A 22,586-nucleotide genomic window follows, 5' to 3' on the forward strand; every position below is an offset into this window, starting at 1 on the left:
CAACGGCGAACGCGCCGCACTCTTCGACCGGCTCGCCACCCGCACCCTGCCCGAGGGCCTCGACGGAGACTTCCCCGTCTTCGACGCCGACGCCAAGGGCATCGCCACCCGCGCCGCCTCCGGCCAGGTGCTCAATGCGATCGCCGCCCGGATGCCCGAGCTCTGGGGCGGATCGTCCGACCTCGCGGGGTCGAACAACACCCTCATCAAGGCCGACCCGAGCTTCCTGCCCACCGACCGCTCGACGGACACGTTCACCGGCAACCCGTACGGACGCAACATCCACTTCGGCGTCCGCGAGTTCTCCGCCGGCCTCATCGGCAACGGCATCGCACTTCACGGCGGGACCCGTCCCTACAACGGCACGTTCCTCGTCTTCAGCGACTACCAGCGACCGGCCGTGCGCCTGGCCGCCATCCAGAAGCTGCCGAACATCTTCGTGTGGACCCACGATTCGATCGGCCTCGGCGAGGACGGCCCCACCCATCAGCCCGTCGAGCACCTCTCGGCGCTGCGGGCGATCCCCGGCCTCGACGTCGTCCGCCCCGCCGATGCCAACGAGACCGCGGTCGTGTGGCGGAAGATCCTCGACCGCACCGACGGCCCCAGCGGCCTCATCCTCAGCCGGCAGGCCGTGCCGACCCTCGACCGGACGAAGTACGCACCGGCCTCCGAGGCGGCCCGCGGAGGCTACGTCCTCCTCGACACCGGCGACGACCCGCAGGTCGCGATCATCGCCACCGGCTCGGAGGTCCAGCTTGCGATCGCCGCGGCCGAGGAGCTCGAGACCAAGGGGATCGCGGCGCGCGTCATCTCGATGCCGAGCCAGGAATGGTTCGACGCCCAGGACGAGGACTACCGCGACGCCGTCCTCCCCCGGTCGCTCAAGGCCCGGGTCAGCGTCGAAGCGGGATCGGCGATGAGCTGGCACCGCTACCTCGGCGATGCCGGGCGCGCCGTGTCCCTCGAGCTCTTCGGCGCCTCAGCCGATGCCAAGACGCTCTTCGAGAAGTTCGGCATCACTGCCGAGGCGGTCGTCGCCGCGGCCGAGGAGTCCATTGCAGCAGCGAAGGGAGAAGCATGAGCGAGAACCTCACCCGCCTCACCGAGGCAGGAGTCTCGGTGTGGCTCGACGACCTGTCCCGCACCCGGCTCGAGTCCGGTGACCTCCAGACCCTCATCGACGAGTCGTCGGTGACCGGGGTGACGACGAACCCGACGATCTTCGCCACCGCGATCGCCGGCTCCGACAGCTACGACGGCGCACTCTCCGACCTCGCCGCCTCCGGTGCCGACGTCGAAGAGGCCATCGAAGCCCTGACCACCGAGGACGTCGCGGCAGCTGCCCGGCTGCTGCGGCCCGTCTACGACGCCACCGACGGCGCCGACGGACGCGTCTCGATCGAGGTCCCCCCGCCGCTGGCCCGCGACACCGCGGGAACGGCGTCGGCGGCGACGATCATGTGGGAGCGGGTCGGCGAGCCGAACGCGATGATCAAGATCCCCGCCACCGAGGAGGGACTGAGCGCGATCGCCGACACCATCGGCGCCGGGATCAGCGTCAACGTCACGCTCGTCTTCTCGCTCTCCCGCTACCGGCACGTCGTCGAGGCGTACCTCCAGGGACTGGAGAAGGCGCGGGCCGCCGGTCACGACCTCTCGACGATCCGGTCGGTCGCCTCGATCTTCGTCTCCCGCGTCGATGCGGAGATCGACAAGCGCCTCGCCGCCGTCGACGATCCGGCCGCCGCGGAGCTCGCCGGTCGCGCGGGCATCGCCAACTGCGTGCTCGCCCATGAGATCCACTCGCAGCTCTTCACCTCCGAGCGCTTCCGCGTCCTCGAACTCGCCGGGGCCCGCCCGCAGCGGCTCCTGTGGGCGTCGACCGGAGTGAAGAACCCCGACTACCCGGACACGATGTACGTCACCGGTCTCGTCTCCCCCGACACCGTCAACACGATGCCCGAGGCGACGCTGCGCGCCTTCGCCGACCACGGCGAGGTCGGGGCTCCGATCGCCGCTGAGGACTACCGGGCCGCCGACGAGGTCTTCGACCGGCTCGCCGGTCTCGGCATCGACTACGCCGATGTCATGACCGTCCTCGAGACCGAGGGCCTGGAGAAGTTCGACGTCAGCTGGACCGAGCTCCAGGGCACTGTCCGCCGGGCATTGGAGCGCGCATGAGAGTCGAGCTCAGCGTCCCCGTCAGTGCGGAGTTCGAGGCCGAACTCGACCGTCTGCTCAGCGCCCGGGTGCCCTCGCGGATCGCGGCGCAGGACGCGAGCGTCTTCTCCGACTCCGTCGCCGCCGATCGTCTCGGCTGGGTCGATCTCGCGGGCCGGGCCGGTGAGCTCGTCACCGAGATCGAGGCGCTGCGCGACGATCTCGCCGCGCAGGGTCTGCGCTCGATCAGCCTCACCGGCATGGGCGGCTCGTCGCTCGCCCCCGAGGTGATGGCGGCGTGGGCCGGGGTCGACCTCGAGATCGTCGATTCGACCGATCCCAATCAGGTCGCCGAGGCGATCGGCACCGACCTCGACCACACCGTCCTCGTCATCGCCTCGAAGTCGGGGACGACGATCGAGACCGATGCCATCCGGCGCGCGTTCGCCGCGGCCTTCGAGGCCGTCGGCATCGACCCGGCCAGCCGGTTCATCGCGATCACCGATCCCGGGACCGAACTCGCTGAGCTCGCGAGTGCCGAAGGGTACCTCGCGACGTTCCACGCCGACCCGAACGTCGGCGGTCGGTTCAGTGCCCTCTCCCCGTTCGGCCTCGTCCCCGCCGGTCTCGCCGGGTCGACATCCGCCGGATCGTCGAGTCCGCGGCGGGCATCGCCGCCGACCTCGGCGCTGACAGCCCGGACAACCCGGCGCTGCGGTTCGGCACCTGGCTGGGCATCGCCCACGCCCGGGCCACGGAGAAGCTCGTCCTCGCTCCCACCTCGGCGGCCCTTGCCGGTCTGGGAGCCTGGGTCGAGCAGCTCATCGCGGAATCGCTCGGCAAGGACGGGCAGGGGATCCTCCCCGTCGTCCTCGACGAACCCGGTGATGTCGGCTTCGCCGACGCCCGCGCCGATGCCCTGCTCTGCACCCTCGGCCCGGCCACGACGATCGGCGCGCCCTCGGGCTTCAATGCCGAGGTCGACGGCGATCTGGGCGAGCAGTTCCTCTTCTGGGAGTTCGCCACCGCGATCGCCGGCTACAGCATCGGGGTCGACCCGTTCGATCAGCCGGATGTCGAGGCGGCGAAGGCGTTCGCCCGGGAGGCCCTCGACACGGGCACCCACGCCGAGGAGATCCCGGCGTTCGTCGACGGCGCCGTCGAGGTCTACGGCGACATCGATGAGGCCGACGACCTCGTCGGGGCCCTCCGTGAGCTCTTCGCACAGGTCGACGAGTACGGCTATGTCGCCATCCAGGCCTACCTCGATCGGCTCGGCGACGCCGAGGCGGTCGACCTCCGTCCGCTCGTCTCCCGGCACGCCGGGGTGCAGACGACGTTCGGCTTCGGCCCGCGGTACCTCCACTCGACGGGCCAGTACCACAAGGGCGGTCACCCCAACGGCGTGTTCCTCCAGATCACCGCCGACCCGCGCACGGAGCTCATCGTGCCCGGCCGCGGCTACGGGTTCGGTGAACTCGAGCACGCGCAGGCGCTCGGCGATGCCGCGGCCCTGCGGGCGAAGGGGCGTCCGGTGCTCCGGGTCCACCTCACCGACCGGGCCCGCGGGCTCGCACAGCTGCGCGACGCCGTCGCCGAGGTCGCCCCGCACCACCACTTCGGAGTCGACTGACGTGCGAGTCGGCTGACCTTCGAGTCGGATGCCCTGCGCGTCGCATGACCGCACGACGAAGGCCCTCACCGGTGTCGGTGAGGGCCTTCGTCGGTTCTGCGTTCGGTCGGGTCTCAGCTGTTGAAGCGCGTGATGAGTCCGAGGAGGATGATCGACGCGCCCCAGACGATCGCCATGAGCGCGGTGAACCGGTTGAGGTTGCGCTCGGCGACACCGGAGGATCCCAGCGAGGAGGACATGCCGCCGCCGAACATGTCGGACATGCCGCCGCCCTTGCCCTTGTGCATGAGGATGAGCAGGGTGAGGAAGATGCTCGTGAGGACGAGCACGCCGATGAGTACGTAGGTGAGAATTTCCACGTCGAGTTCAACCTGTGTTTCTGTCAGAGGATTTGCGGTTCAGTCTACTTGCCGACGGCGGCCTTGCACAAAGCGGCGAAATCGGGCCCGCTCAGGCTCGCTCCCCCGACGAGTGCGCCGTCGACGTCGTCGGAGACGAGGATGTCGGCGACGTTGTCGGTCTTCACCGACCCGCCGTAGAGGATCCGGGTGGAGTCGGCGAGGCTGTCGCCGTACCTCTCGCGCAGGCGACCGCGGATCGCCGCGGCCATCTCCGCGGCGTCAGCCGCCGTCGCCGTCTTCCCCGTTCCGATTGCCCACACGGGTTCGTAGGCGACGACGAGGCCGCTGAGCTCCTCGGCCGAGAGGCCGGCCAGGGAGTCGTCGAGCTGGCCCAGGGTGAAGTCGACGTGGGTGCCGTCCTCGCGTTCGGCCAGGGATTCGCCGACGCAGAGGATGGGGGCGAGGTCGTGGCCGAGCGCGGCCTTGACCTTCGCGGCGACGACATCCGAGGTCTCGTGGTTGTCGGCGCGGCGCTCACTGTGCCCGACGACGACGTACGAGCAGCCGAGGCGGGAGAGGAACGACGCGGCGATCTCCCCGGTGTGCGCGCCCGGTTCGTGGCGGGACACGTCCTGGGCGCCGTAGCGCAGCCACAGCTTGTCGCCCTGGACGAGCGTCTGGACGGAGCGGATGTCGGTGAACGGCGGGACGACGACGACCTCGAGCTGGGAGTCGTCGAGCTTGGCGTCCTCGAGCGCCCATGCGAGCTTCTGCACCGTCGAGATCGCCTCGAGGTGGTCGTGGTTCATCTTCCAGTTGCCGGCGAGCAGCAGTGTGCGGTCAGTCATGATGGGTCGTCCTCACGCGAGAGCGTCGATGCCGGGCAGGGTCTTGCCTTCGAGGTACTCGAGGCTCGCCCCGCCGCCGGTGGAGATGTGGCCGAATTCGTCGTCGGAGAAGCCGAGCGCCCGCACGGCGGCCGCGGAGTCTCCTCCGCCGACGACGGTGAGCCGGTCGGCGCGCGCGCCCTCGGCGGTGGCCGTGAGCGCGGCGGCCACGGTCTTCGTGCCCGCGGCGAAGGCCGGGAACTCGAAGACGCCCATGGGGCCGTTCCAGAACACGGTCGCGGAGTCGGCGATCACCTCGGCGTAGGCCCGTGCGGTGTCGGGCCCGATGTCGAGGCCGAGTCCCTCGGCCCCGGCTGGGGTGTCCTCGAGGCGGTCGACGGGGCGCACCCAGTTCTCGGCGTCGGGGGCAAAGGAGGCGGCCATGACGATGTCGGTGGGGAGCATGATCCGCGCCCCGCCCTGCTCGGCCCGGTCGAGGTAGCCCTTGACGTCGTCGATGCGATCCTTCTCGACGAGGCTCGCACCGATGTCGTGGCCGAGCGCGGCGAGGAACGTGAAGACCATGCCACCGCCGATGAGGAGGTTGTCGGCCCGGTCGATGAGGTTGTCGATGACACCGAGCTTGTCGGAGACCTTCGAACCGCCGAGGACGACGGTGAAGGGCCGCTGCGGCGAGTTGAGGAGACGGTCGCTGACCTCGACCTCAACCTGGACGAGCGAACCGGCGTAGTGCGGCAGGAGCTGCGCGAGTTCGTAGACCGAGGCCTGCTTGCGGTGGACGACGCCGAATCCGTCGGAGACGAAGTCGTCGGCGAACTCGGCGAGCTGTTCGGCGAATGCGCGCCGTTCGGCCTCGTCCTTGGAGGTCTCCCCCGGGTTGAACCGGAGGTTCTCGAGGAGGAGGACGTCCCCGTCGCCGAGCGCTGCGACCTTCGCCTGCGCATCCTCGCCGACGGTGTCGGAGGCGAAGGCGACGTCACGGCCGATCGCAGCGGCGAGTTCGCCGGCGATCGGGGCGAGCGAGAAGTGCGGATCGGGTGCGCCCTTCGGGCGGCCGAGGTGGGAGATGACGATCACCCGGGCCCCCGCCTCGGCGAGGGATCGGATCGTCGCCGCGGATGCGAGGATGCGTCCGTTGTCAGTGATCGTCGTCCCGTCCATGGGAACGTTGAGATCGCTGCGGACGAGCACCGTCCGGTGGGCGAAGATCTCCGGGTCCGTGAATGTCCTCATTGGGGCCTTTCGCGCAGAAGGTAGCTGACCATGTCCTTGAGTCGGTTCGAGTAGCCCCACTCGTTGTCGTACCACGCGACGACCTTGACCTGGTCGCCGAGGACCATCGTCAGCTCCGAGTCGGCGATCGCCGAGGCGGTGGTCCCGACGATGTCCGTGGAGACGAGGGCGGCCTCGGTGTAGTCGAGGTAGGGCGAGTCCTCCGCGGCGGCCTTGAGGATCTCGTTGACCTCGTCGCGGGTGACCGGCTTCTTCGGGGTGAAGGTGAAGTCGATGATCGATCCCGCGGGCACGGGCACGCGGATCGCGAAGCCGTCGAGCTTGCCCTCGAGGTGGGGCATGACCTTGCCGACGGTGCGGGCGGCGCCGGTCGTCGTCGGCACGATGTTGATCGCGGCGGCGCGGGCGCGGCGGAGGTCGCGGTGCGGACCGTCGACGAGCTTCTGGTCGCCGGTGTAGGCGTGGACGGTGTTGAGCAGTCCGGATTCGACGCCGATCGCGTCGTCGAGGGCCTTGACGACGGTCGCCATGCAGTTCGTCGTGCACGAGGCGTTCGAGACGACTTCATGCTTGTCCGGGTCGTACGTGTCCTCGTTGACGCCCATGACGAAGGTCGCATCGACGTCCTTGCCGGGGGCGGAGAGGACGACGGTCTTCACGGTCCCGCCGAGGTGGGCCTCGGCCTGGTCGCGGCGGGTGAAGATGCCGGTCGATTCGACGACGAGTTCGACGTCCTTCGACGTCCAGTCGATGTCGGCGGGGTTCTTCTCCGAGAAGACGGCGATCTCGCGGCCGTCGACGATGAGCGAATCCTCTCCGGCCTCGACGGTGTGGTCGAAGCGCGGCCACACGGAGTCGTAGGCGAGGAGGTGGGCGAGCGTCGCAGTGTCGGTGAGGTCGTTGATGGCGACGACTTCGAAGTCGGCACCGGGTTCGAGGGACAGGCGGAAGAGGGCGCGACCGATGCGGCCGAAGCCATTGATTGCGATTCGTCTCATGCTCGAATCCTATCGGTCTTCGAGCATGTCGGGAGTGAGACTTGCTTCAGTCCCAGGAATTCCCAATTCTTCCGCTCGCTTGTCCGCCGTCGACAGCAGCCGCCGGATGCGTCCGGCCACGGCGTCCTTCGTCATCGGCGGGTCGGCGAGCTGTCCGAGCTCCTCGAGGGAGGCCTGCTTGTGGGTGACGCGCAGCTGTCCGGCGTAGCGGAGGTGCTCGGGCACGTCCTCGCCGAGGATCTCCAGCGCCCGTTCGACGCGCGCGCCGGCGGCCACGGCGGCCCGGGCGGAGCGGCGCAGGTTGGCGTCGTCGAAGTTCGCGAGCCGGTTGGCCGTCGCCCTGACCTCGCGGCGCATCCGCCGCTCCTCCCACACGAGAACCGCGTTGTGGGAGCCCATGCGGGTGAGCAGGGCGGCGATGTCGTCGCCGTCGCGGATGACGACGCGGTCGACGCCGCGGACCTCGCGGGCCTTCGCGCTCAGGCCCAGCCGTCGGGCGGCTCCGACGAGCGCGAGTGCCGCCTCGGGACCCGGGCAGGTGACCTCGAGGGCGGAGGAGCGGCCGGGCTCGGTGAGCGAGCCGTGGGAGAGGAAGGCCCCGCGCCAGGCGGCCTCGGCGTCGGCGACGGAGCCGTTGACGATCGCCGAGGGCAGACCGCGCACGGGTCGGCCGCGGTTGTCGACGAGCCCGGTCTGGCGGGCCAGTGCGCCGCCGTCACGGGTGACGCGCAGCAGGTAGCGGTTGGAGCGGCGGATGCCGGCGGCGTTGATGACGACGATGTCGGCGAACTGGCCGTAGAGATCCTTGATCTCGCTGCGCAGGCGCTTCGCGGCCTGAGCGGTGTCGAGTTCGGCCTCGAGCACGATCGAGCCGTTGACGAGGTGGAGGGCGGAGGAGAAGCGGAAGATCGAGGACACTTCGGCCTTCCGAGCCGAGGTCCGGGTGATCTTCACCCTCGCCAGCTCGTCCTTGACCTGAGCGGTCAATGCCATTGTTCGTCCTCCTGCACGGATCGGTCCTACCACTGCTCGTCGACGTCGATCCCGGCGTCAACCAACATGTCACGGTAACATGCTGCGAGCTTGAGGCTGTCATGCTGCCCTGCCCGCCGGGAGCTGAGCGGATGCACCCGGAGTTTGGCGTCGAACATCTCCCGCGCATGGTGTTCGAGCTCCGGTTCGGAGACCACGGACGCCTCGTCGACGAGCACGTAGTCGAGGGTGAGGGCCGGGGCGTGGCGGTGCAGCGACATGAGGTGTTCGCCGAGGCTGAGGTCCCGGGTCTCCCCGTCCGAGGACGAGAGGTTGAGCGTGAGGGATTTCACCGCGTTCGACCGCACGATCGCATCGGAGAGGGAGGGCACGAGCAGGTGCGGCATCACCGAGGTGTACCACGAGCCGGGCCCGAGGTTGAGGACCTCCGCCTCGGCGACGGCTTCGACGGTCTCATAGCGGGCCGGCGGGTCCGCTGGGTCGAGGCGGACGGCTTCGACATGACCGCGGGTCGAGGCGAGCACCGACTGTCCGCGCACGACCTGGAACGAGCCGGGGAACTGGACGTCGGCTTCGATCGTCAGCGGCACCGAGGACATCGGCAGCACGCGGCCGTGGGCGCGCAGCAGCTTCGCCATCCAGTCGAGGCCGGCGACGTGGTCGCCGTGGATCTGCCAGAGGGCGGCGATGAGGAGGTTGCCGACGGCGTGGCCGTTGAGCTCCCCGCTCGATTCGAAGCGATGCTGGATGACGTCGCGCCACGTCTTGCCCCAGTTCCCGTCGTCGCAGAGCGCGGCCAACGCCATGCGCAGGTCCCCGGGCGGCAGACTGCCGAGCTCGTCGCGGAGCCGACCGGAGGAGCCGCCGTCGTCGGCGACGGTGACGACGGCCGTGAGCGATTCGGTGAGCAGCCGGAACGCGCGCAGGGCGGCGTAGAGACCGTGACCGCCGCCGAAGGACACGATCTTCGGGCCCTTGTTGATGACGGCCGGGGTGATCTGCGGGAGATCCTCGGTCTCCATGTCATTCCCTCCCCAGGTCGCGGTGGCGGACGGTGACGGGAATGCCGGTGCGGGCGGCCAGCCCCTTCGCGATGCGTTCGCTGATCGCCACCGACCGGTGCTTGCCGCCGGTGCAGCCGATGCCGATGAGCGCGTAGCCGCGGCCCTCCCGGAGGTAGCCCTGCGCGATCGTGTCGAGGGTGGCGGTGTAGCGTTCGATGAACTCCTCGGCGCCGTTCTGTCCGAGCACGTAGTCGGCGACGTCGGAGTCGAGTCCGTTGTGTCCGCGCAGGTGGGGAATCCAGTACGGGTTGGGCAGGAAGCGGACGTCGGCGACGTTGTCGGCGTCCTTGGGCAGGCCGTACTTGAAGCCGAAGCTCATCACCGTCAGCCGCAGCGGCGGGGCGTCGTCGGCGCTGAAGCGCTTGCGCACCTCGGCGCCGAGCTGGTGAACGTTGAGGTCGGAGGTGTCGATGATGATGTCGGCACGGTGCTTGAGCGATTCAAGGGCCTCGCGTTCGGCCTCGATCCCCTCGAGGAGGGTTCCCTCCCCCTGCAGCGGGTGCGGCCGGCGGGTGGATTCGAACCGGCGGACGAGGACCTCGTCGGCGGCGTCGAGGTAGAGGATGCGCAGCGACAGTCCCTGGTCGAGGAAGTCGGAGATCGTGTCCTCGAGCTCCGTGTACTTCGCCCGGCCCTTCGAGTCGGTGACGATCGCGATCTTCGGCACGGCGCCGTCGGCGCGGGCGACGAGTTCGACGAGGGTGCGCATCATCTGCGGCGGGAGGTTGTCGACGACGTACCAGTCGAGGTCTTCGAGGACATTGGCCACGGTGGTCCGCCCGGCCCCGGACATGCCGGTGACGAGGACGACCTCGATGGGGTGGTCGTCGGCCTGTGTGGTCATGCGTCCTCCTCGTGTCCCCGGCTGGCGGCGACCGCGCACGGTCGCTCATATCGAACACTACTGTAGAGCACGCCTGTGGGGCGCCGATCTCAGTGCCCGTTCAGCTCGGGATGGTGGGGTTCAGTCCGTCTGCAGGGCCGCGGCGATCTTCTCCGCCAGGGCCGGCCCGATCCCCTTGACCTCGCAGAGCTGCTCGACGCTGGCCGCACGTGTCCGCTTCACCGAGCCGAAGTGCTTGAGGAGTGCCGTCCGCTTCGCCTCGCCGAGGCCGGGAATCTCATCGAGGACGGAGCTCGTCATCGCCTTCGCCCGCTTCGACCGGTGGTAGGTGATCGCGAAGCGGTGCGCCTCGTCCCGCAGGCGCTGCATGAGGAAGAGTCCCTCGGAGTTGCGCGGGAGGATGACGGGGAACGGGTCGTCGGGGACCCAGACCTCCTCGAGCCGCTTGGCGAGGCCGACGACGGAGATGTCGACGATTCCGAGGTCGTGCAGCGCCCGGGTCGCGCGCGCGACCTGGGGTCCGGCGCCGTCGACGACGAGGAGGCTGGGACGGTACCCGAAGCGGTCGTCGGGTTCGTCGGAGGCCATCTGCTCGAGGTAGCGGCTGAAGCGCCGGGAGACGACGTCGTACATCGAGGCGGTGTCGTCGGTCGCCGCCTCGCCGTGGATCGCGAAGTGCCGGTAGTCGCGCTTCTTCGCCAGGCCGTCCTCGAAGACGACGAGGCTGGCGACGACGTTCGAGCCCTGGGTGTGGGAGATGTCGATGCACTCGATGCGCAGCGGCGCCTCGGGCAGGTCGAGGTGCTCCTGGATCTCCTTGAGCGCGGTGCTGCGGGTCGTCAGGTCGGAGGAGCGCTTGAGCTTGTGCTGGACGAGCGCTTCCTTAGCGTTCTTCGTCACCGTCTCGAGCACGGCCTTCTTCTCGCCGCGTTCGGGCACCCGCACGGTGACCTTGGCGCCGCGCTGTTCGCTCAGCCAGGCTTCGAGCGAGTCGAGGTCGGCGGGCACGGTGTCGACGAGGATCTCCTTGGGGATCGCATCGGCGTCGAGTCCCGTGTACGCCTGCCGGAGGTAGTCGGTGGTCAGCTCGGCCGGGGTGTGGTCGTCGGAGCGTTCGATGATCCACCCGCGCTGGCCGCGGATGCGGCCGCCGCGGACGTGGAAGACCTGGACGGAGGCTTCGAGCTCCTCGGTGACGAGGGCGAAGACATCGCAGTCGGCGGACACGGAGAGGACGACGGCGGACTTGTCGAGGACCTTCTGCAGCGCGGTGAGCTCGTCGCGCAGCCGTGCCGCCTGTTCGTAGTCGAGGTCGGCGGCGGCGGCGGCCATCTCCTTCTTCCGCTCGCTGATGAAGCGCCCCGTGTTGCCGGACATGAAGTCGACGACGCTGCGGGCGAGGTCCCGGTGCTCGTCGATGCTGATCTTGCCGACGCACGGGGCGGCGCATTTGTCGATGTACCCGAGCAGGCACGGCCGACCGCTGCGTTCGGCACGGCGGAACACCCCCGGGGTGCACGTGCGCATGGGGAACGCCTTGAGGAGGAGATCGAGGGTGTCCCTGATCGCCCACACCTGGGCGAACGGGCCGAAGTACTTCACGCCCCGGCGGCGTTTGCCGCGGGTGATGAACGCCCTGGGCACCTCGTCGTTCATCGTGATCGCCAGATAGGGGTAGGACTTGTCGTCGCGGAACATGACGTTGAACCGCGGATTGAATTCGTTGATCCACGTCCACTCGAGCTGGAGGGCCTCGACCTCGGTGTCGACGACGGTCCATTCCACCGAGGCGGCGGTGTGGACCATCGTCGAGGTCCGCGGGTGCAGCTGCGCGGGGTTGGCGAAGTACGAGTTGAGCCGGTTCCGCAGATTCTTCGCCTTGCCGACGTAGATCACCCGCCGGTCGGGGTCACGGAACTTGTAGACCCCGGCCGAGGTGGGAATGCTGCCGGTGGCCGGACGGTAGCTCGCGGGATCAGGCATCGAGCATCTCGGCGAGGAAGCGCCCGGTGTGGCTGGCGGGGTTCTTCGCGACCTCCTCCGGGGTGCCTTCGGCGACGACCTGACCGCCGCCGCGACCGCCCTCGGGGCCGAGGTCGATGACGTAGTCGGAGTTCGCGATGACATCGAGGTTGTGCTCGATGACGATCACGGAGTTCCCCTTTTCCACGAGCCCCTGGAGGACGTGGAGGAGCTTCGAGATGTCCTCGAAGTGGAGACCGGTCGTCGGCTCGTCGAGCACGTAGACGGTGCGACCGCGGGAGCGCTTCTGGAGTTCGGCGGCGAGCTTGACGCGCTGCGCCTCACCGCCGGAGAGCGTCGTCGCCGGCTGTCCGAGCCGGACGTAGCCGAGGCCGACGTCGACGAGGGTCGACAGGTGCCGGGAGATCGCGGGGATCGCGGCGAAGAACTCCGCGGCCTCCTCGATGGGCATGTCGAGGACCTCGGCGATCGTCTTGCCCTTGAACGTCACCTCGAGCGTCTCCCGGTTGTACCGGGCTCCCCCGCACACCTCGCAGGGGACGTAGACGTCGGGGAGGAAGTTCATCTCGATCTTGATCGTGCCGTCACCGCTGCAGTTCTCGCAGCGGCCGCCCTTGACGTTGAAGGAGAAGCGGCCCGGCTGGTAGCCGCGGACCTTCGCGGACTCGGTCTCGGCGAAGAGCCGGCGGATGTGGTCGAAGACGCCGGTGTACGTCGCCGGGTTCGACCGCGGGGTGCGGCCGATCGGCGACTGGTCGACGTGGACGACCTTGTCGAGGTTCTCCAGCCCCGTCACCCGCTTGTGCCGACCGGGCACGCGGGACGCGCCGTTGAGGACGTTCGCCATCTGCGTGTAGAGGATCTCGTTGACGAGCGTCGACTTGCCGGACCCGGACACCCCGGTGACCGCGGTGAGGACGCCGAGCGGGAAGGAGACGGTGAGGTCGCGGAGGTTGTTCTCGCTCGCCTTCTCGACGGTGACCATCCGTTCGGGGTCGATCGGCCGGCGTACGGTGGGGATCGCGATGGACTTGCGTCCGTCGAGGTAGGCACCGGTGATCGAGCGCTCGGCGTCCTTGAGCCCGGGGACCGGACCGGAGTAGATGACCTCTCCCCCGTGCTCGCCGGCACCGGGGCCGATGTCGACGATCCAGTCCGCGGCGCCGATGGTGTCCTCGTCGTGTTCGACGACGATGAGGGTGTTGCCGAGGTCCTTGAGCTTGATGAGCGTGTCGATGAGACGGCGGTTGTCGCGCTGGTGGAGGCCGATCGAGGGCTCGTCGAGGACGTAGAGGACGCCGACGAGGCCCGAGCCGATCTGCGTGGCCAGGCGGATGCGCTGGGCCTCACCGCCGGACAGGGTCCCGGCGGCGCGGTTGAGGCTGAGGTATTCGAGGCCGACGTCGAGGAGGAAGCCGAGGCGGGCGTTGATCTCCTTCATCACCTGCGCGGCGACAGCCGCGTCACGGCCGCTGAGCTCGAGTCCGGAGAGGAAGCCGGCCGCCTCGTCGAGGGCGAGCTCAGCCACCTCGGCGATCGAGCGGTCACCGACCTTGACGGCGAGGGCCTCGGGTTTGAGCCGGGTGCCGTTGCACGAGGCGCACGGGATCTCGCGCATGTACGACTCGTAGCGCTCACGCGACCAGTCGGACTCGGTTTCGTCGTGCTTGCGCTGGATGTACTGGAAGACGCCCTCGAAGCCCGTCGAGTACGTCCGCTCCCGCCCGAAGCGGTTGCGGTACTTGACGTGGACCTCGTAGTCCTTGCCGGTGAGGATCGCGGTGCGCTGTGCGCTCGTGAGGTCCTTCCACGGGGTCTTGAGCGTGAAGCCGAGCTCGTTGCCGAGACCGGTGAGCAGGCGGTTGAAGTACTTCGACACCTGTTTGCCGCCCGACCACGGAGCGACCGCGCCGGCGCCGAGGCTGAGGTCCTCGTCGGGGACGACGAGGCTCTCATCGACCTGGAGCCGGGTGCCGATGCCGTCGCACGTCGGGCACGCGCCGAAGGGCGAGTTGAAGGAGAAGGTCCGGGGTTCGATCTCGTCGATCGTCAGCGGATGCTCGTTCGGACACGACATGTGCTCGGAGAACGTGCGGGTCACGCCCTCGTCGACGAGGTCGATGTCGATGCGGCCGTCGGCGAGTCCGAGAGCGGTCTCGACGGAGTCCGTGAGACGCGGGCGCATGCCGGGCTTCGCGACGAGGCGATCGACGACGACGGAGATCGTGTGCTTGTACTTCTTGTCCAGGGTCGGCGGGTCGCTCAGGCTGATCTGCTCACCGTCGACGATGGCACGGGAGAAGCCCTTCGCCTGCAGGTCGGTGAAGAGGTCGACGAATTCGCCCTTGCGCAGGCGCACGACGGGCGCGAGGACGAGGAACTTCGTCCGCTCCGGCAGCTCGAGGAGCTGATCGACGATCTGCTGCGGGGTCTGCTTCGTGATGATCTCGCCGCAGATCGGACAGTGGGGCACGCCGATGCGCGCCCAGAGGAGGCGGAGGAAGTCGTAGACCTCGGTGATCGTGCCGACCGTCGACCGCGGGTTGCGCGAGGTCGACTTCTGATCGATCGACACCGCCGGGGAGAGCCCTTCGATGAAGTCGACATCGGGTTTGTCCATCTGGCCGAGGAACATCCGGGCGTACGACGACAGGGATTCGACGTACCGGCGCTGTCCTTCGGCGAAGATCGTGTCGAACGCCAGCGACGACTTGCCCGACCCCGAGAGTCCGGTGAAGACGACCATGGAGTCGCGCGGCAGCGCGATCTCGACGTTCTTGAGGTTGTGCGCGCGGGCGCCCTTGACCCACAGCGTGTCGAGGTGGGACACGCCGGAGGGGTTCTGCGCGCTGTTCGCACTGTTCGTTTTCATCACCTGTCCACTGTATTACTCGGTCCTGACATGACGGTCGCGGCGGGAGGAGGCAGCGCCTGCGAGGAGTGTCTCACTCGGCCCTGACATGGTTCTCGGCGATCTCTCCGACGGCGAGGATGCGCACGACGATGTCCCCGGTCTCATCGCTCGCGGCGACGTCGACCTCGGCATCGATCGCCCAGTCGCGGTTGCCGTCGGGATCGGCGAGGATCTGACGCACACTCCAGGTGGTCGAACCGGGAACGATGTCGATATATTCCCGTCCCCGCGCGGTCTGGTCGACGAGCAGGTCGCCGTATTCGTCGTAGAAGTCCTCGATCGCGGTCTCCCAGGCCTTCTCGTCGAACCCGGACTCCGCGTCGAGGCGGCCGAGCTCGGCGTAGTCCGCGCGTTCGGCGAGCAGCACGCGATGGAACATCGCATTGCGGATCTCGGCGGTGAAGAGCTTCGTGTTCGCCGAGAACGCGCGGTCGAGGTCGGGCAGCTCCTCGTCGCCGAAGTCCGTGGGACTCAGTCCCTGGAGGGTGCGCCATTCGTCGAGGAGGGAGGAGTCGGTGCGGGCCACCGTCTCCCCGAGCCATTCGATGATGTCCTGGAGCTCCTCCCCGCGCCGGTCGGCCGGGACGTTGTGGGTCAGCGCCCGGTAGACGTCGGTAAGGTAGCGCAGGAGGCTGCCTTCGGCACGGGCGAGACCGTAGTAGCCGACGAACTGGGTGAAGCCCATCGCCTGCTCGACCATGTCGCGCACGATCGACTTCGGCTCGAAGTCGCCGGCCCGCAGCCACGGGTGGGCGAGGAGGAAGTGGTCGAACGCGGGCTCGAGGATCTCGGCCAACGGCTTCGGCCCGGTCACCTCGTCGAGGATGGCCATCCGCTCCGGATACTCGAGGCCCTCGGATTTGAGTTCGGCCAGCGTCTCCCGCTTGATCCGGTCGAGCTGGCCCTTGAGGATCGCGAAGGGCACCGGGGTGGTCGCCTCGACGAGGGAGACGACGTCGAGCGCCCACGTCGGGGAATCGGGGTCGAGGAGGTCGAGTCCGGCGAGGACGAACGGGGCGAGCGGCTGGTTGAGGGCGAACTGGGGACCGAGGTCCTCCGTCGGCACGAGTTCGGTCCCGCGCCGCTCGATGAGTCCGGCGTCGAAAAGGGAACGGCCGATCTTCAGCGCCGTGAGCTTGAGGTCGAGGTGCCGTTCGCGGCTCTCGTGCGTCTCATCGATGAACCGGCTGATCGTCGAGACATCGGATCCCGGGCGGGCGATGAGGTTGAGGATCATCGAATGGTCGATGCGCATCCGGGACCGCAGGGATTCCGGCGCGGACTCGATGAGCTTGGCGAAGGTCTCCTCGGACCACCCGACGAAACCGGCGGGTGCGGACTTCTTCTTCACCTTCTTCCGCTTCTTCTCATCGCCGGCGGCCTTCGCCTCGGCGCGGAGGTTCTCGATGACGTGCTCGGGGGCCTGGGCGACGACGAACCCGCGGGTGTCGAAGCCGGCGCGACCGGCCCGCCCGGCGAGCTGCTGGAACTCGCGGACGCTGAGCTTGCGCATCCGCCGCCCGTCGAACTTCGTCAGCCCGGTCAGGAGCACGGTGCGGATGGGCACGTTGATGCCCACCCCGAGGGTGTCGGTGCCGGAGATGACGAGGAGGACGCCCTTGAGGGCGAGCTGCTCGACGAGGCGGCGGTACTTCGGAAGCATCCCGGCATGGTGGACGCCGACGCCGTGGAGGAGGAGCCGGCGCAGCGTCTGGCCGAATCCCTTCGAGAACGTGAATCCCCTGATCTCCTCGGCGATCCTCGCCTTCTGCTCCTTGCTCGCGAGATCGACCGAGAGCAGGCCCGTGGCGAGGTCGATCGCACCGGCCTGGGAGTACGAGACGACGTAGACGGGTGCCCGGTCGTGGCGGACGAGGGCGCGGAGGGTGTCGGAGAGCGGTTCGGTCGAGTACTCGTATTCGAGCGGCACGGGACGCGACGCCGAGGTGATGAGGGCGGAGTCGCGGCCCGTCGTCTCCGTCATCGTCGCCCGGATCTCCGCCGTCTCCCCGAGCGTGGCCGACATGAGCACCATCTGCGCCTGCGGGAGTTCGAGGAGCGGAACCTGCCAGGCCCACCCGCGGGTGGGATCGGCGAAGTAGTGGAACTCGTCCATGACGACCATGCCGACGTCGAGGAGTCCTCCCTCGCGCAGCGCCTGGTTGGCGAGGATCTCCGCGGTCGCGCAGATGACGGGCGCATCGCCGTTGACCGTCGAGTCGCCGGTGATCATGCCGACGTTCTCGGGCCCGAACGCGTCGATGAGGGAGAAGAACTTCTCACTGACGAGCGCCTTGAGCGGTGCGGTGTAGTACGCCCGGATGCCGCGGGTGAACGAGCAGTAGAGCGCGAACAGCGCGACGAGGGACTTCCCCGACCCCGTCGGGGTGGCGACGATCGTGTTGTCCCCGGAGAGGATCGCGAGCATCGCCTCCTCCTGCGCCGGGTAGGGTTCGATCCCCAGTTCGCGGCAGTACTCGGCGAACGCCTCGAAGATCGCATCCTCGTCGGCGAACTCCGCCGGAATCTCCTGCAGCCTCGTCACCACTGTGCACTGACCTTTCGCTCTAGACTGATGTCCATCCTATTGACCTCGAATCCCTCAAGGAGTGGCAGATGCCGGTTTTCGCCGTCACCTACGTCTATGGCCCCGACACCGAGACGCGTCTCGCGCACAGGCCCGCACACCGTCAGTGGCAGGCCGCGCAGAACGCGTCCGGTGCCATGCTCGCCTCCGGCCCGTTCACCGACGATGAGCAGCCCGGCGGCCTGCTGCTCGTCAGCGCCGCCGATCAGGATGCCGCCCGCGACATGCTCACCGGCGATCCGTACCACGACCTCGGTGTCATCGCCGAGACCCGGATCCGAGAGTGGAATCCGATGTTCGGGGCGTTCGCCGAGGACTGAGCCGCTCCCGGACTCGCCCGTCCGAACGACACAGTGCGCGGGTGCCCACCGCTGACGGGGGCACCCGCGCACTGCTGTCTCCGCTGCGGCGCGTGCCGCCTGCGGGAGCGGGGGCTCAGTCCTGCTTGGCTTCCGTTTCGGTCGCTCCGGCGTCCCGGAACGACTTGCCCTCGCGTTTCATCTTCCACAGCGAGGCGAGTGTCGCGACGACCATGGCGACGACGATGAACGTCAGCGACAGCCACGTCGGGACCTCGGGCACCGAGTTGCCCCACGACAGCCACGACACATCGGTCTCGTGGAGGGCGTGGAGGAAGAGCTTGACGCCGATGAACGCGAGGATCGCCGCGATCCCGTAGTGGAGGTAGACGAGTTTGTCGACGAGTCCGCCGAGGAGGAAGTAGAGCTGGCGCAGACCCATGAGGGCGAAGACGTTCGCGGTGAAGACGAGGAACGCGTTCTGTGTGACACCGAAGATCGCGGGGATCGAGTCGAGGGCGAACATGACGTCCGTCGAGCCGATCGCGAGGAAGACGATGAACATGGGCGTCCAGTACTTCTTGCCGTCGTCGAGCTCGACGCGCAGCTTGTTGCCGTGGTACTCGTCGACGACGTTGATCCGCTTGCGGAGGAAGCGGATGAGCGCGTTCTCGCCGTCGCCCTCGTCGTCGCTGCTGAAGGCCTGACGGTAGGCGACGAAGAGGAGGAAGAGGCCGAAGAGGAAGAAGACCTCGACGAAGGCGTTGATGATCGCCGCTCCCGCGAGGATGAAGATGCCGCGGAAGATGATGGCGATGATGATGCCCACCATGAGGACTTCCTGCTGGTACTTCCGGGGCACCTGGAAGCTGCTCATGATGATGATGAAGACGAAGAGGTTGTCGATGCTCAGGGAGTACTCGAGCAGCCAACCGGTGAGGAACTCGCTGCCGTGCTGGGCGTCGCCGATCCAGAAGAGCGAACCGGCGAAGGCCAGGGCGAGGGCGACGTAGAACGCGACCCAGATGCCGGCCTCGCGCATCGAGGGGACGTGGGGGCGCTTGATGACGAGGAGGAGGTCGAAGATGAGGATCGCGACGACGATGATCCCGGAGGTGATCATGAACCAGCCGGGAATGACTGCTCCTGTCGATGCAGCGGCATTGCCGCCGGCGGCGAGGGTGGAGGACAGGGTATCCAATTGGGGCCTTTCGTGATGACGGACTGTACCCGTGTCGAAAGTCTCTCCCACGCTGTGACCGCGGAGTCGTCGGCCGACCGCGATGTTCGCGGTGCGGCGGGCGAGCCTGCGGCGGCGTGCGCTCCGTGCCCGGACCCGCAGACGGGTCGTGGTGACGAGCACGGATGGACGGGATACTCCCTTTCGCCAGCCTCACCAGTATAGTCGGGTTGCCGCGATTGTGCGCATCCGCCTCTCAGGACGCGGACGGGATTCCCGTCAAGCCCGCCTGCCGCGTGGCCGCCGGGCACGCAGCACGCGCGGCGGCCGGCTCACGCGTGGCCGACCTCCTTCATCGCCCGCAGCTCCTTCTTGAGGTCGGAGAGCTCATCGCGCAGCCGCGCGGCGAGTTCGAACTGGAGTTCCGCGGCCGCCGCATGCATCTGCGTCGTCAGGGATTCGATGAGCTCGGTGAGATCGGCGGCCGGTGGCCGCAGCGAGCCGCCGCCGCTCGAAGCGGCCTGCCGCTGTTCGTCGGTGAGCGTCGAGTTGTAGCCGCGCTTGCCCTTGCCGTAGTCGAATTCGGTGAGGAGCTCGCGCGTGTCGGCGTCCTCGCGCTGCAGGCGCTCGGTGATGTCGGCGATCTTCTTGACCAGCGGCGCCGGGTCGATGCCGTGCTCCTCGTTGTAGGCGATCTGGATCTCGCGACGGCGGTTCGTCTCGTCGATCGCCTCCTGCATCGACCGGGTGATCGTGTCGGCGTACATGTGGACCTCGCCGTGGACGTTGCGGGCCGCGCGTCCGATCGTCTGGATGAGCGAGGTCGCCGAGCGCAGGAAGCCCTCCTTGTCGGCGTCGAGGATCGCCACGAGCGAGACCTCCGGCAGGTCGAGGCCCTCGCGGAGCAGGTTGATGCCGACGAGGACGTCGAACTCACCGGCGCGCAGCTCGGTGAGGAGTTCGACGCGGCGCAGCGTATCGACGTCGGAGTGGAGGTACTGGACGCGGATCTCGTGCTCGAGGAGGTAGTCGGTGAGATCCTCGGCCATCTTCTTCGTCAGGGTCGTGACGAGGACGCGCTCGTTCCTCTCGACCCGTGTCCTGATCTCGTCGAGGAGGTCGTCGATCTGGCCCTTCGTCGGCTTGACGACGACCTCGGGATCGACGAGACCGGTCGGGCGGATGATCTGCTGGACGGTGCCCTCCGACCGTTCGAGTTCGAAGTCGCCGGGGGTCGCCGACAGGTAGACGGTCTGTCCGACGCGCTCGCGGAACTCGTCGAACTTCAGCGGCCGGTTGTCCATCGCGCTCGGCAGGCGGAAGCCGTGTTCGACGAGGGTGCGCTTGCGGGACATGTCGCCTTCGTACATGCCGCCGATCTGCGGCACGGTGACGTGGGATTCGTCGATGACGAGGAGGAAGTCCTCGGGGAAGTAGTCGAGCAGGCAGTTCGGGGCCGACCCCGCAGGGCGTCCGTCGATGTGCCGGGAGTAGTTCTCGATGCCCGAGGTGAAGCCCATCGACTCCATCATCTCGAGGTCGTAGCTCGTGCGCATTTTCAGGCGCTGGGCCTCGAGGAGCTTGTTCTGCGCTTCGAATTCGCTCAGCCGCGACTGCAGCTCGTCCTCGATCTCGCTGATCGCCCGCCCCATCCGGTTCTCCCCGGCGACGTAGTGGGAGGCGGGGAAGACGTGGATCGTGTCCTCGTCACGGACGATCTCCCCGGTGAGCGGGTGGAGGGTCTGGAGGGATTCGATCTCGTCGCCGAAGAACTCGATGCGCAGGGCGAGCTCCTCGTACTGCGGGATGATCTCGACCGTGTCGCCCCGCACCCGAAAGGTGCCGCGGGTGAAGGCCATGTCATTGCGCGAGTACTGCATCGACACGAACCGCTTGAGGAGTTCGTCGCGGTCGCATTCCTGCCCCTTGTGGAGGGTGACCATCCGGTCGACGTACTCCTCGGGCGTGCCGAGGCCGTAGATGCACGAGACGGTCGAGACGACGACGACGTCGCGCCTGGTCAGCAGCGAATTCGTCGCGGAGTGCCGGAGCCGCTCGACCTCGTCGTTGATCGACGAGTCCTTCTCGATGAACGTGTCCGTCTGCGGGACGTACGCCTCGGGCTGGTAGTAGTCGTAGTAGGAGACGAAGTACTCGACGGCGTTGTTCGGCAGCAGCTGGCGGAACTCGTTGGCCAGCTGCGCGGCGAGCGTCTTGTTCGGCGCCATGATGAGCGTCGGACGCTGCACCTGTTCGATGAGCCACGCCGTGGTCGCCGACTTGCCGGTGCCGGTCGCGCCGAGGAGGACGATGTCGCGCTCTCCCGACTCGAGGCGGTCGGAGATGTCGTGGATGGCGGTGGGCTGATCGCCCGAGGGGGAGTATTCGGAGACGACCTCGAAGGGCGCCACCGTGCGGGTGACGTCCGGGCGGTGCCCGATCGCGGGCAGGGGACGGGTTTCGCTCATGCCCCCAGCCTAGACCTCGGCCCTGACACGGCACTGGGCGGGACGGTCATTCCGCGCTGTCCCGGGCTCCTTCCGCGCCCACCGGTTCCGCGCCCACCGCCGCCCCCGCATCCCCGGCCGTCGTGCGCACGCGGAGTTCGGCGGGCTGGCCGGGATCGGCACTCGCCCGCACTCCGGTGTCGCCTCCGGACTCCGCGGGCGGGAACCCGAGCGCGGTCAGCTGCGGTGCGAGCGCCTCGGCGGTCCGGGCGTCCCCGGCGTCGAGGACGAAGGAGAGCGGGGCATCGGGGGCGGTGTCCTGCGCGGTGATCGGGTGCGTCTCCCCCGTGCCGTGGCGCAGCTTCGCGACGAGCCGCTCCGCGTCGCCCTCCCGGCGCCGTATACGGTCGTCGCCGCTGCGCGCGGCGGGACGCTGCGCGGCGAGGTTCGCGGCGAAGGGGGCGAGCCGGGAGTCCCAGAGGGCGTCGACGATCTCCGCGGTGGCGGCCGGCGTTCCCGTGTTGTCGATGAGGACGTCGCAGGCGGCGCGGCGCACCTCGTCCGTGGCCTGCCGGGCGATGCGGGATTCGGCATCGGCCCGGTCCATCCCTCGGGTCTCGGCGAGCCGGTCCAGGCGCACCGCGGCGGGGACGTCGACGAGCAGCGTGAGGTGGTACCCGACCTCCATGTGGTTCTCGACGAGGAGGGGCACATCGTGGACGACCACCTCGGCGTCCGCGGCGGCGAAGCGGCCGGCCGTTCGATCCCGGATGACCGGGTGCATGAGCTCGCCGAGGCGCTTCGTCGACTCTGCGTCGGCGAAGGCGACGGCGGCCAGCCGGGCCCGGTCGAGGCTGCCGTCGGCGGCGAGGATCGCGGGCCCGAACTCGGCGGCGAGGGCGTCGAGGAGCGGCTCCCCCGGGGCGACGACCTCCCGGGCGATGACGTCGGCGTCGATGATCTCCGCACCGTGGGCGGCGAGGAGGTTCGCCACCGTCGACTTGCCCGCGCCGATCCCCCCGGTCAGTCCGATTCTCAGCATGGGGCCAGCTTAGCGAA

Annotated in this window: 17 protein-coding genes and 1 pseudogene; 5 read left to right on the plus strand and 13 right to left on the minus strand. The window is 68.6% G+C overall.

Annotated elements, in window-relative coordinates:
• Positions 1 to 151: 151 nt before the first annotated feature.
• The 4 genes and pseudogenes from AC2W7K_RS02205 (at position 152) to AC2W7K_RS02220 (ending at position 3,796) form a co-directional block, all read left to right on the plus strand.
• On the plus strand, positions 152 to 1,084 hold the full coding sequence (locus AC2W7K_RS02205) for a transketolase-like TK C-terminal-containing protein (protein ID WP_486005708.1): 933 nt from the start codon (positions 152 to 154) through the stop codon (positions 1,082 to 1,084).
• Positions 1,081 to 2,184, plus strand: a complete 1,104-nt coding sequence (gene tal, locus AC2W7K_RS02210) for a transaldolase (protein ID WP_211979188.1) — start codon at positions 1,081 to 1,083, stop codon at positions 2,182 to 2,184. Before AC2W7K_RS02205 ends, tal begins: the two co-directional genes overlap by 4 nt.
• A 269-nt stretch (positions 2,185 to 2,453) precedes the next feature.
• Positions 2,454 to 2,717: pseudogene (locus tag AC2W7K_RS02215) on the plus strand (glucose-6-phosphate isomerase); the annotation flags it as partial.
• A gap of 773 nt (positions 2,718 to 3,490) precedes the next feature.
• Positions 3,491 to 3,796 (plus strand): hypothetical protein, encoded by a 306-nt coding sequence (locus tag AC2W7K_RS02220; protein WP_486005709.1) that lies wholly within the window; start codon positions 3,491 to 3,493, stop codon positions 3,794 to 3,796.
• A gap of 113 nt (positions 3,797 to 3,909) precedes the next feature.
• Here AC2W7K_RS02220 and secG read toward each other — a convergent pair whose 3' ends face one another.
• From secG to AC2W7K_RS02270, 10 genes are all read right to left on the minus strand, one after another.
• Positions 3,910 to 4,155: a preprotein translocase subunit SecG gene (gene secG / locus AC2W7K_RS02225; RefSeq protein WP_137824009.1), complete on the minus strand. Its 246-nt coding sequence runs from the start codon at positions 4,153 to 4,155 to the stop codon at positions 3,910 to 3,912.
• Positions 4,156 to 4,199: 44 nt separating this feature from the next.
• Positions 4,200 to 4,985 carry a triose-phosphate isomerase gene (gene tpiA / locus AC2W7K_RS02230; protein ID WP_211979186.1) on the minus strand — a complete coding sequence of 262 codons (786 nt, stop codon included), beginning with the start codon at positions 4,983 to 4,985 and terminating at the stop codon, positions 4,200 to 4,202.
• Between the two features lie 12 nt (positions 4,986 to 4,997).
• Positions 4,998 to 6,218 carry a phosphoglycerate kinase gene (locus AC2W7K_RS02235; protein WP_211979185.1) on the minus strand — a complete coding sequence of 407 codons (1,221 nt, stop codon included), beginning with the start codon at positions 6,216 to 6,218 and terminating at the stop codon, positions 4,998 to 5,000.
• Entirely contained in the window at positions 6,215 to 7,216 is a 1,002-nt protein-coding gene (gap, locus tag AC2W7K_RS02240; RefSeq protein ID WP_198498843.1) for a type I glyceraldehyde-3-phosphate dehydrogenase, read from the minus strand. Before gap ends, AC2W7K_RS02235 begins: the two co-directional genes overlap by 4 nt.
• A gap of 9 nt (positions 7,217 to 7,225) precedes the next feature.
• On the minus strand, positions 7,226 to 8,209 hold the full coding sequence (gene whiA / locus AC2W7K_RS02245) for a DNA-binding protein WhiA (RefSeq protein ID WP_137824005.1): 984 nt from the start codon (positions 8,207 to 8,209) through the stop codon (positions 7,226 to 7,228).
• A gap of 26 nt (positions 8,210 to 8,235) precedes the next feature.
• Entirely contained in the window at positions 8,236 to 9,231 is a 996-nt protein-coding gene (locus AC2W7K_RS02250) for a gluconeogenesis factor YvcK family protein (protein ID WP_211979184.1), read from the minus strand.
• 1 nt (position 9,232) lies between these two features.
• Positions 9,233 to 10,117, minus strand: a complete 885-nt coding sequence (rapZ, locus tag AC2W7K_RS02255) for an RNase adapter RapZ (protein WP_137824003.1) — start codon at positions 10,115 to 10,117, stop codon at positions 9,233 to 9,235.
• A 120-nt stretch (positions 10,118 to 10,237) separates the two neighbouring features.
• A complete protein-coding gene (uvrC, locus tag AC2W7K_RS02260) occupies positions 10,238 to 12,100 on the minus strand; it encodes an excinuclease ABC subunit UvrC (RefSeq protein WP_486005699.1) in 1,863 nt (620 codons plus the stop codon).
• Positions 12,093 to 14,972, minus strand: coding sequence for an excinuclease ABC subunit UvrA (uvrA, locus tag AC2W7K_RS02265; RefSeq protein ID WP_211979182.1), 2,880 nt, complete (start codon positions 14,970 to 14,972; stop codon positions 12,093 to 12,095). Before uvrA ends, uvrC begins: the two co-directional genes overlap by 8 nt.
• Positions 14,973 to 15,045: 73 nt before the next feature.
• Positions 15,046 to 17,559: a DEAD/DEAH box helicase gene (locus AC2W7K_RS02270; RefSeq protein ID WP_211979181.1), complete on the minus strand. Its 2,514-nt coding sequence runs from the start codon at positions 17,557 to 17,559 to the stop codon at positions 15,046 to 15,048.
• Positions 17,560 to 17,630: 71 nt separating this feature from the next.
• Between AC2W7K_RS02270 and AC2W7K_RS02275 the strand changes: the two genes are divergently transcribed.
• Positions 17,631 to 17,921 (plus strand): YciI family protein, encoded by a 291-nt coding sequence (locus AC2W7K_RS02275; RefSeq protein ID WP_211979180.1) that lies wholly within the window; start codon positions 17,631 to 17,633, stop codon positions 17,919 to 17,921.
• A gap of 115 nt (positions 17,922 to 18,036) precedes the next feature.
• Here the strand turns inward: AC2W7K_RS02275 and AC2W7K_RS02280 are convergent, their stop codons facing one another.
• From AC2W7K_RS02280 to coaE, 3 genes are all read right to left on the minus strand, one after another.
• Complete coding sequence (locus AC2W7K_RS02280; protein WP_211979179.1) at positions 18,037 to 19,101, minus strand: TerC/Alx family metal homeostasis membrane protein; 1,065 nt, start codon at positions 19,099 to 19,101, stop codon at positions 18,037 to 18,039.
• Between the two features lie 311 nt (positions 19,102 to 19,412).
• Entirely contained in the window at positions 19,413 to 21,548 is a 2,136-nt protein-coding gene (gene uvrB, locus AC2W7K_RS02285) for an excinuclease ABC subunit UvrB (protein WP_232623606.1), read from the minus strand.
• Positions 21,549 to 21,594: 46 nt separating this feature from the next.
• Positions 21,595 to 22,569: a dephospho-CoA kinase gene (gene coaE, locus AC2W7K_RS02290; RefSeq protein ID WP_211979178.1), complete on the minus strand. Its 975-nt coding sequence runs from the start codon at positions 22,567 to 22,569 to the stop codon at positions 21,595 to 21,597.
• Positions 22,570 to 22,586 lie beyond the last annotated feature (17 nt).

The organism is Brevibacterium sp. LAARM2_SD2 (assembly GCF_057364785.1).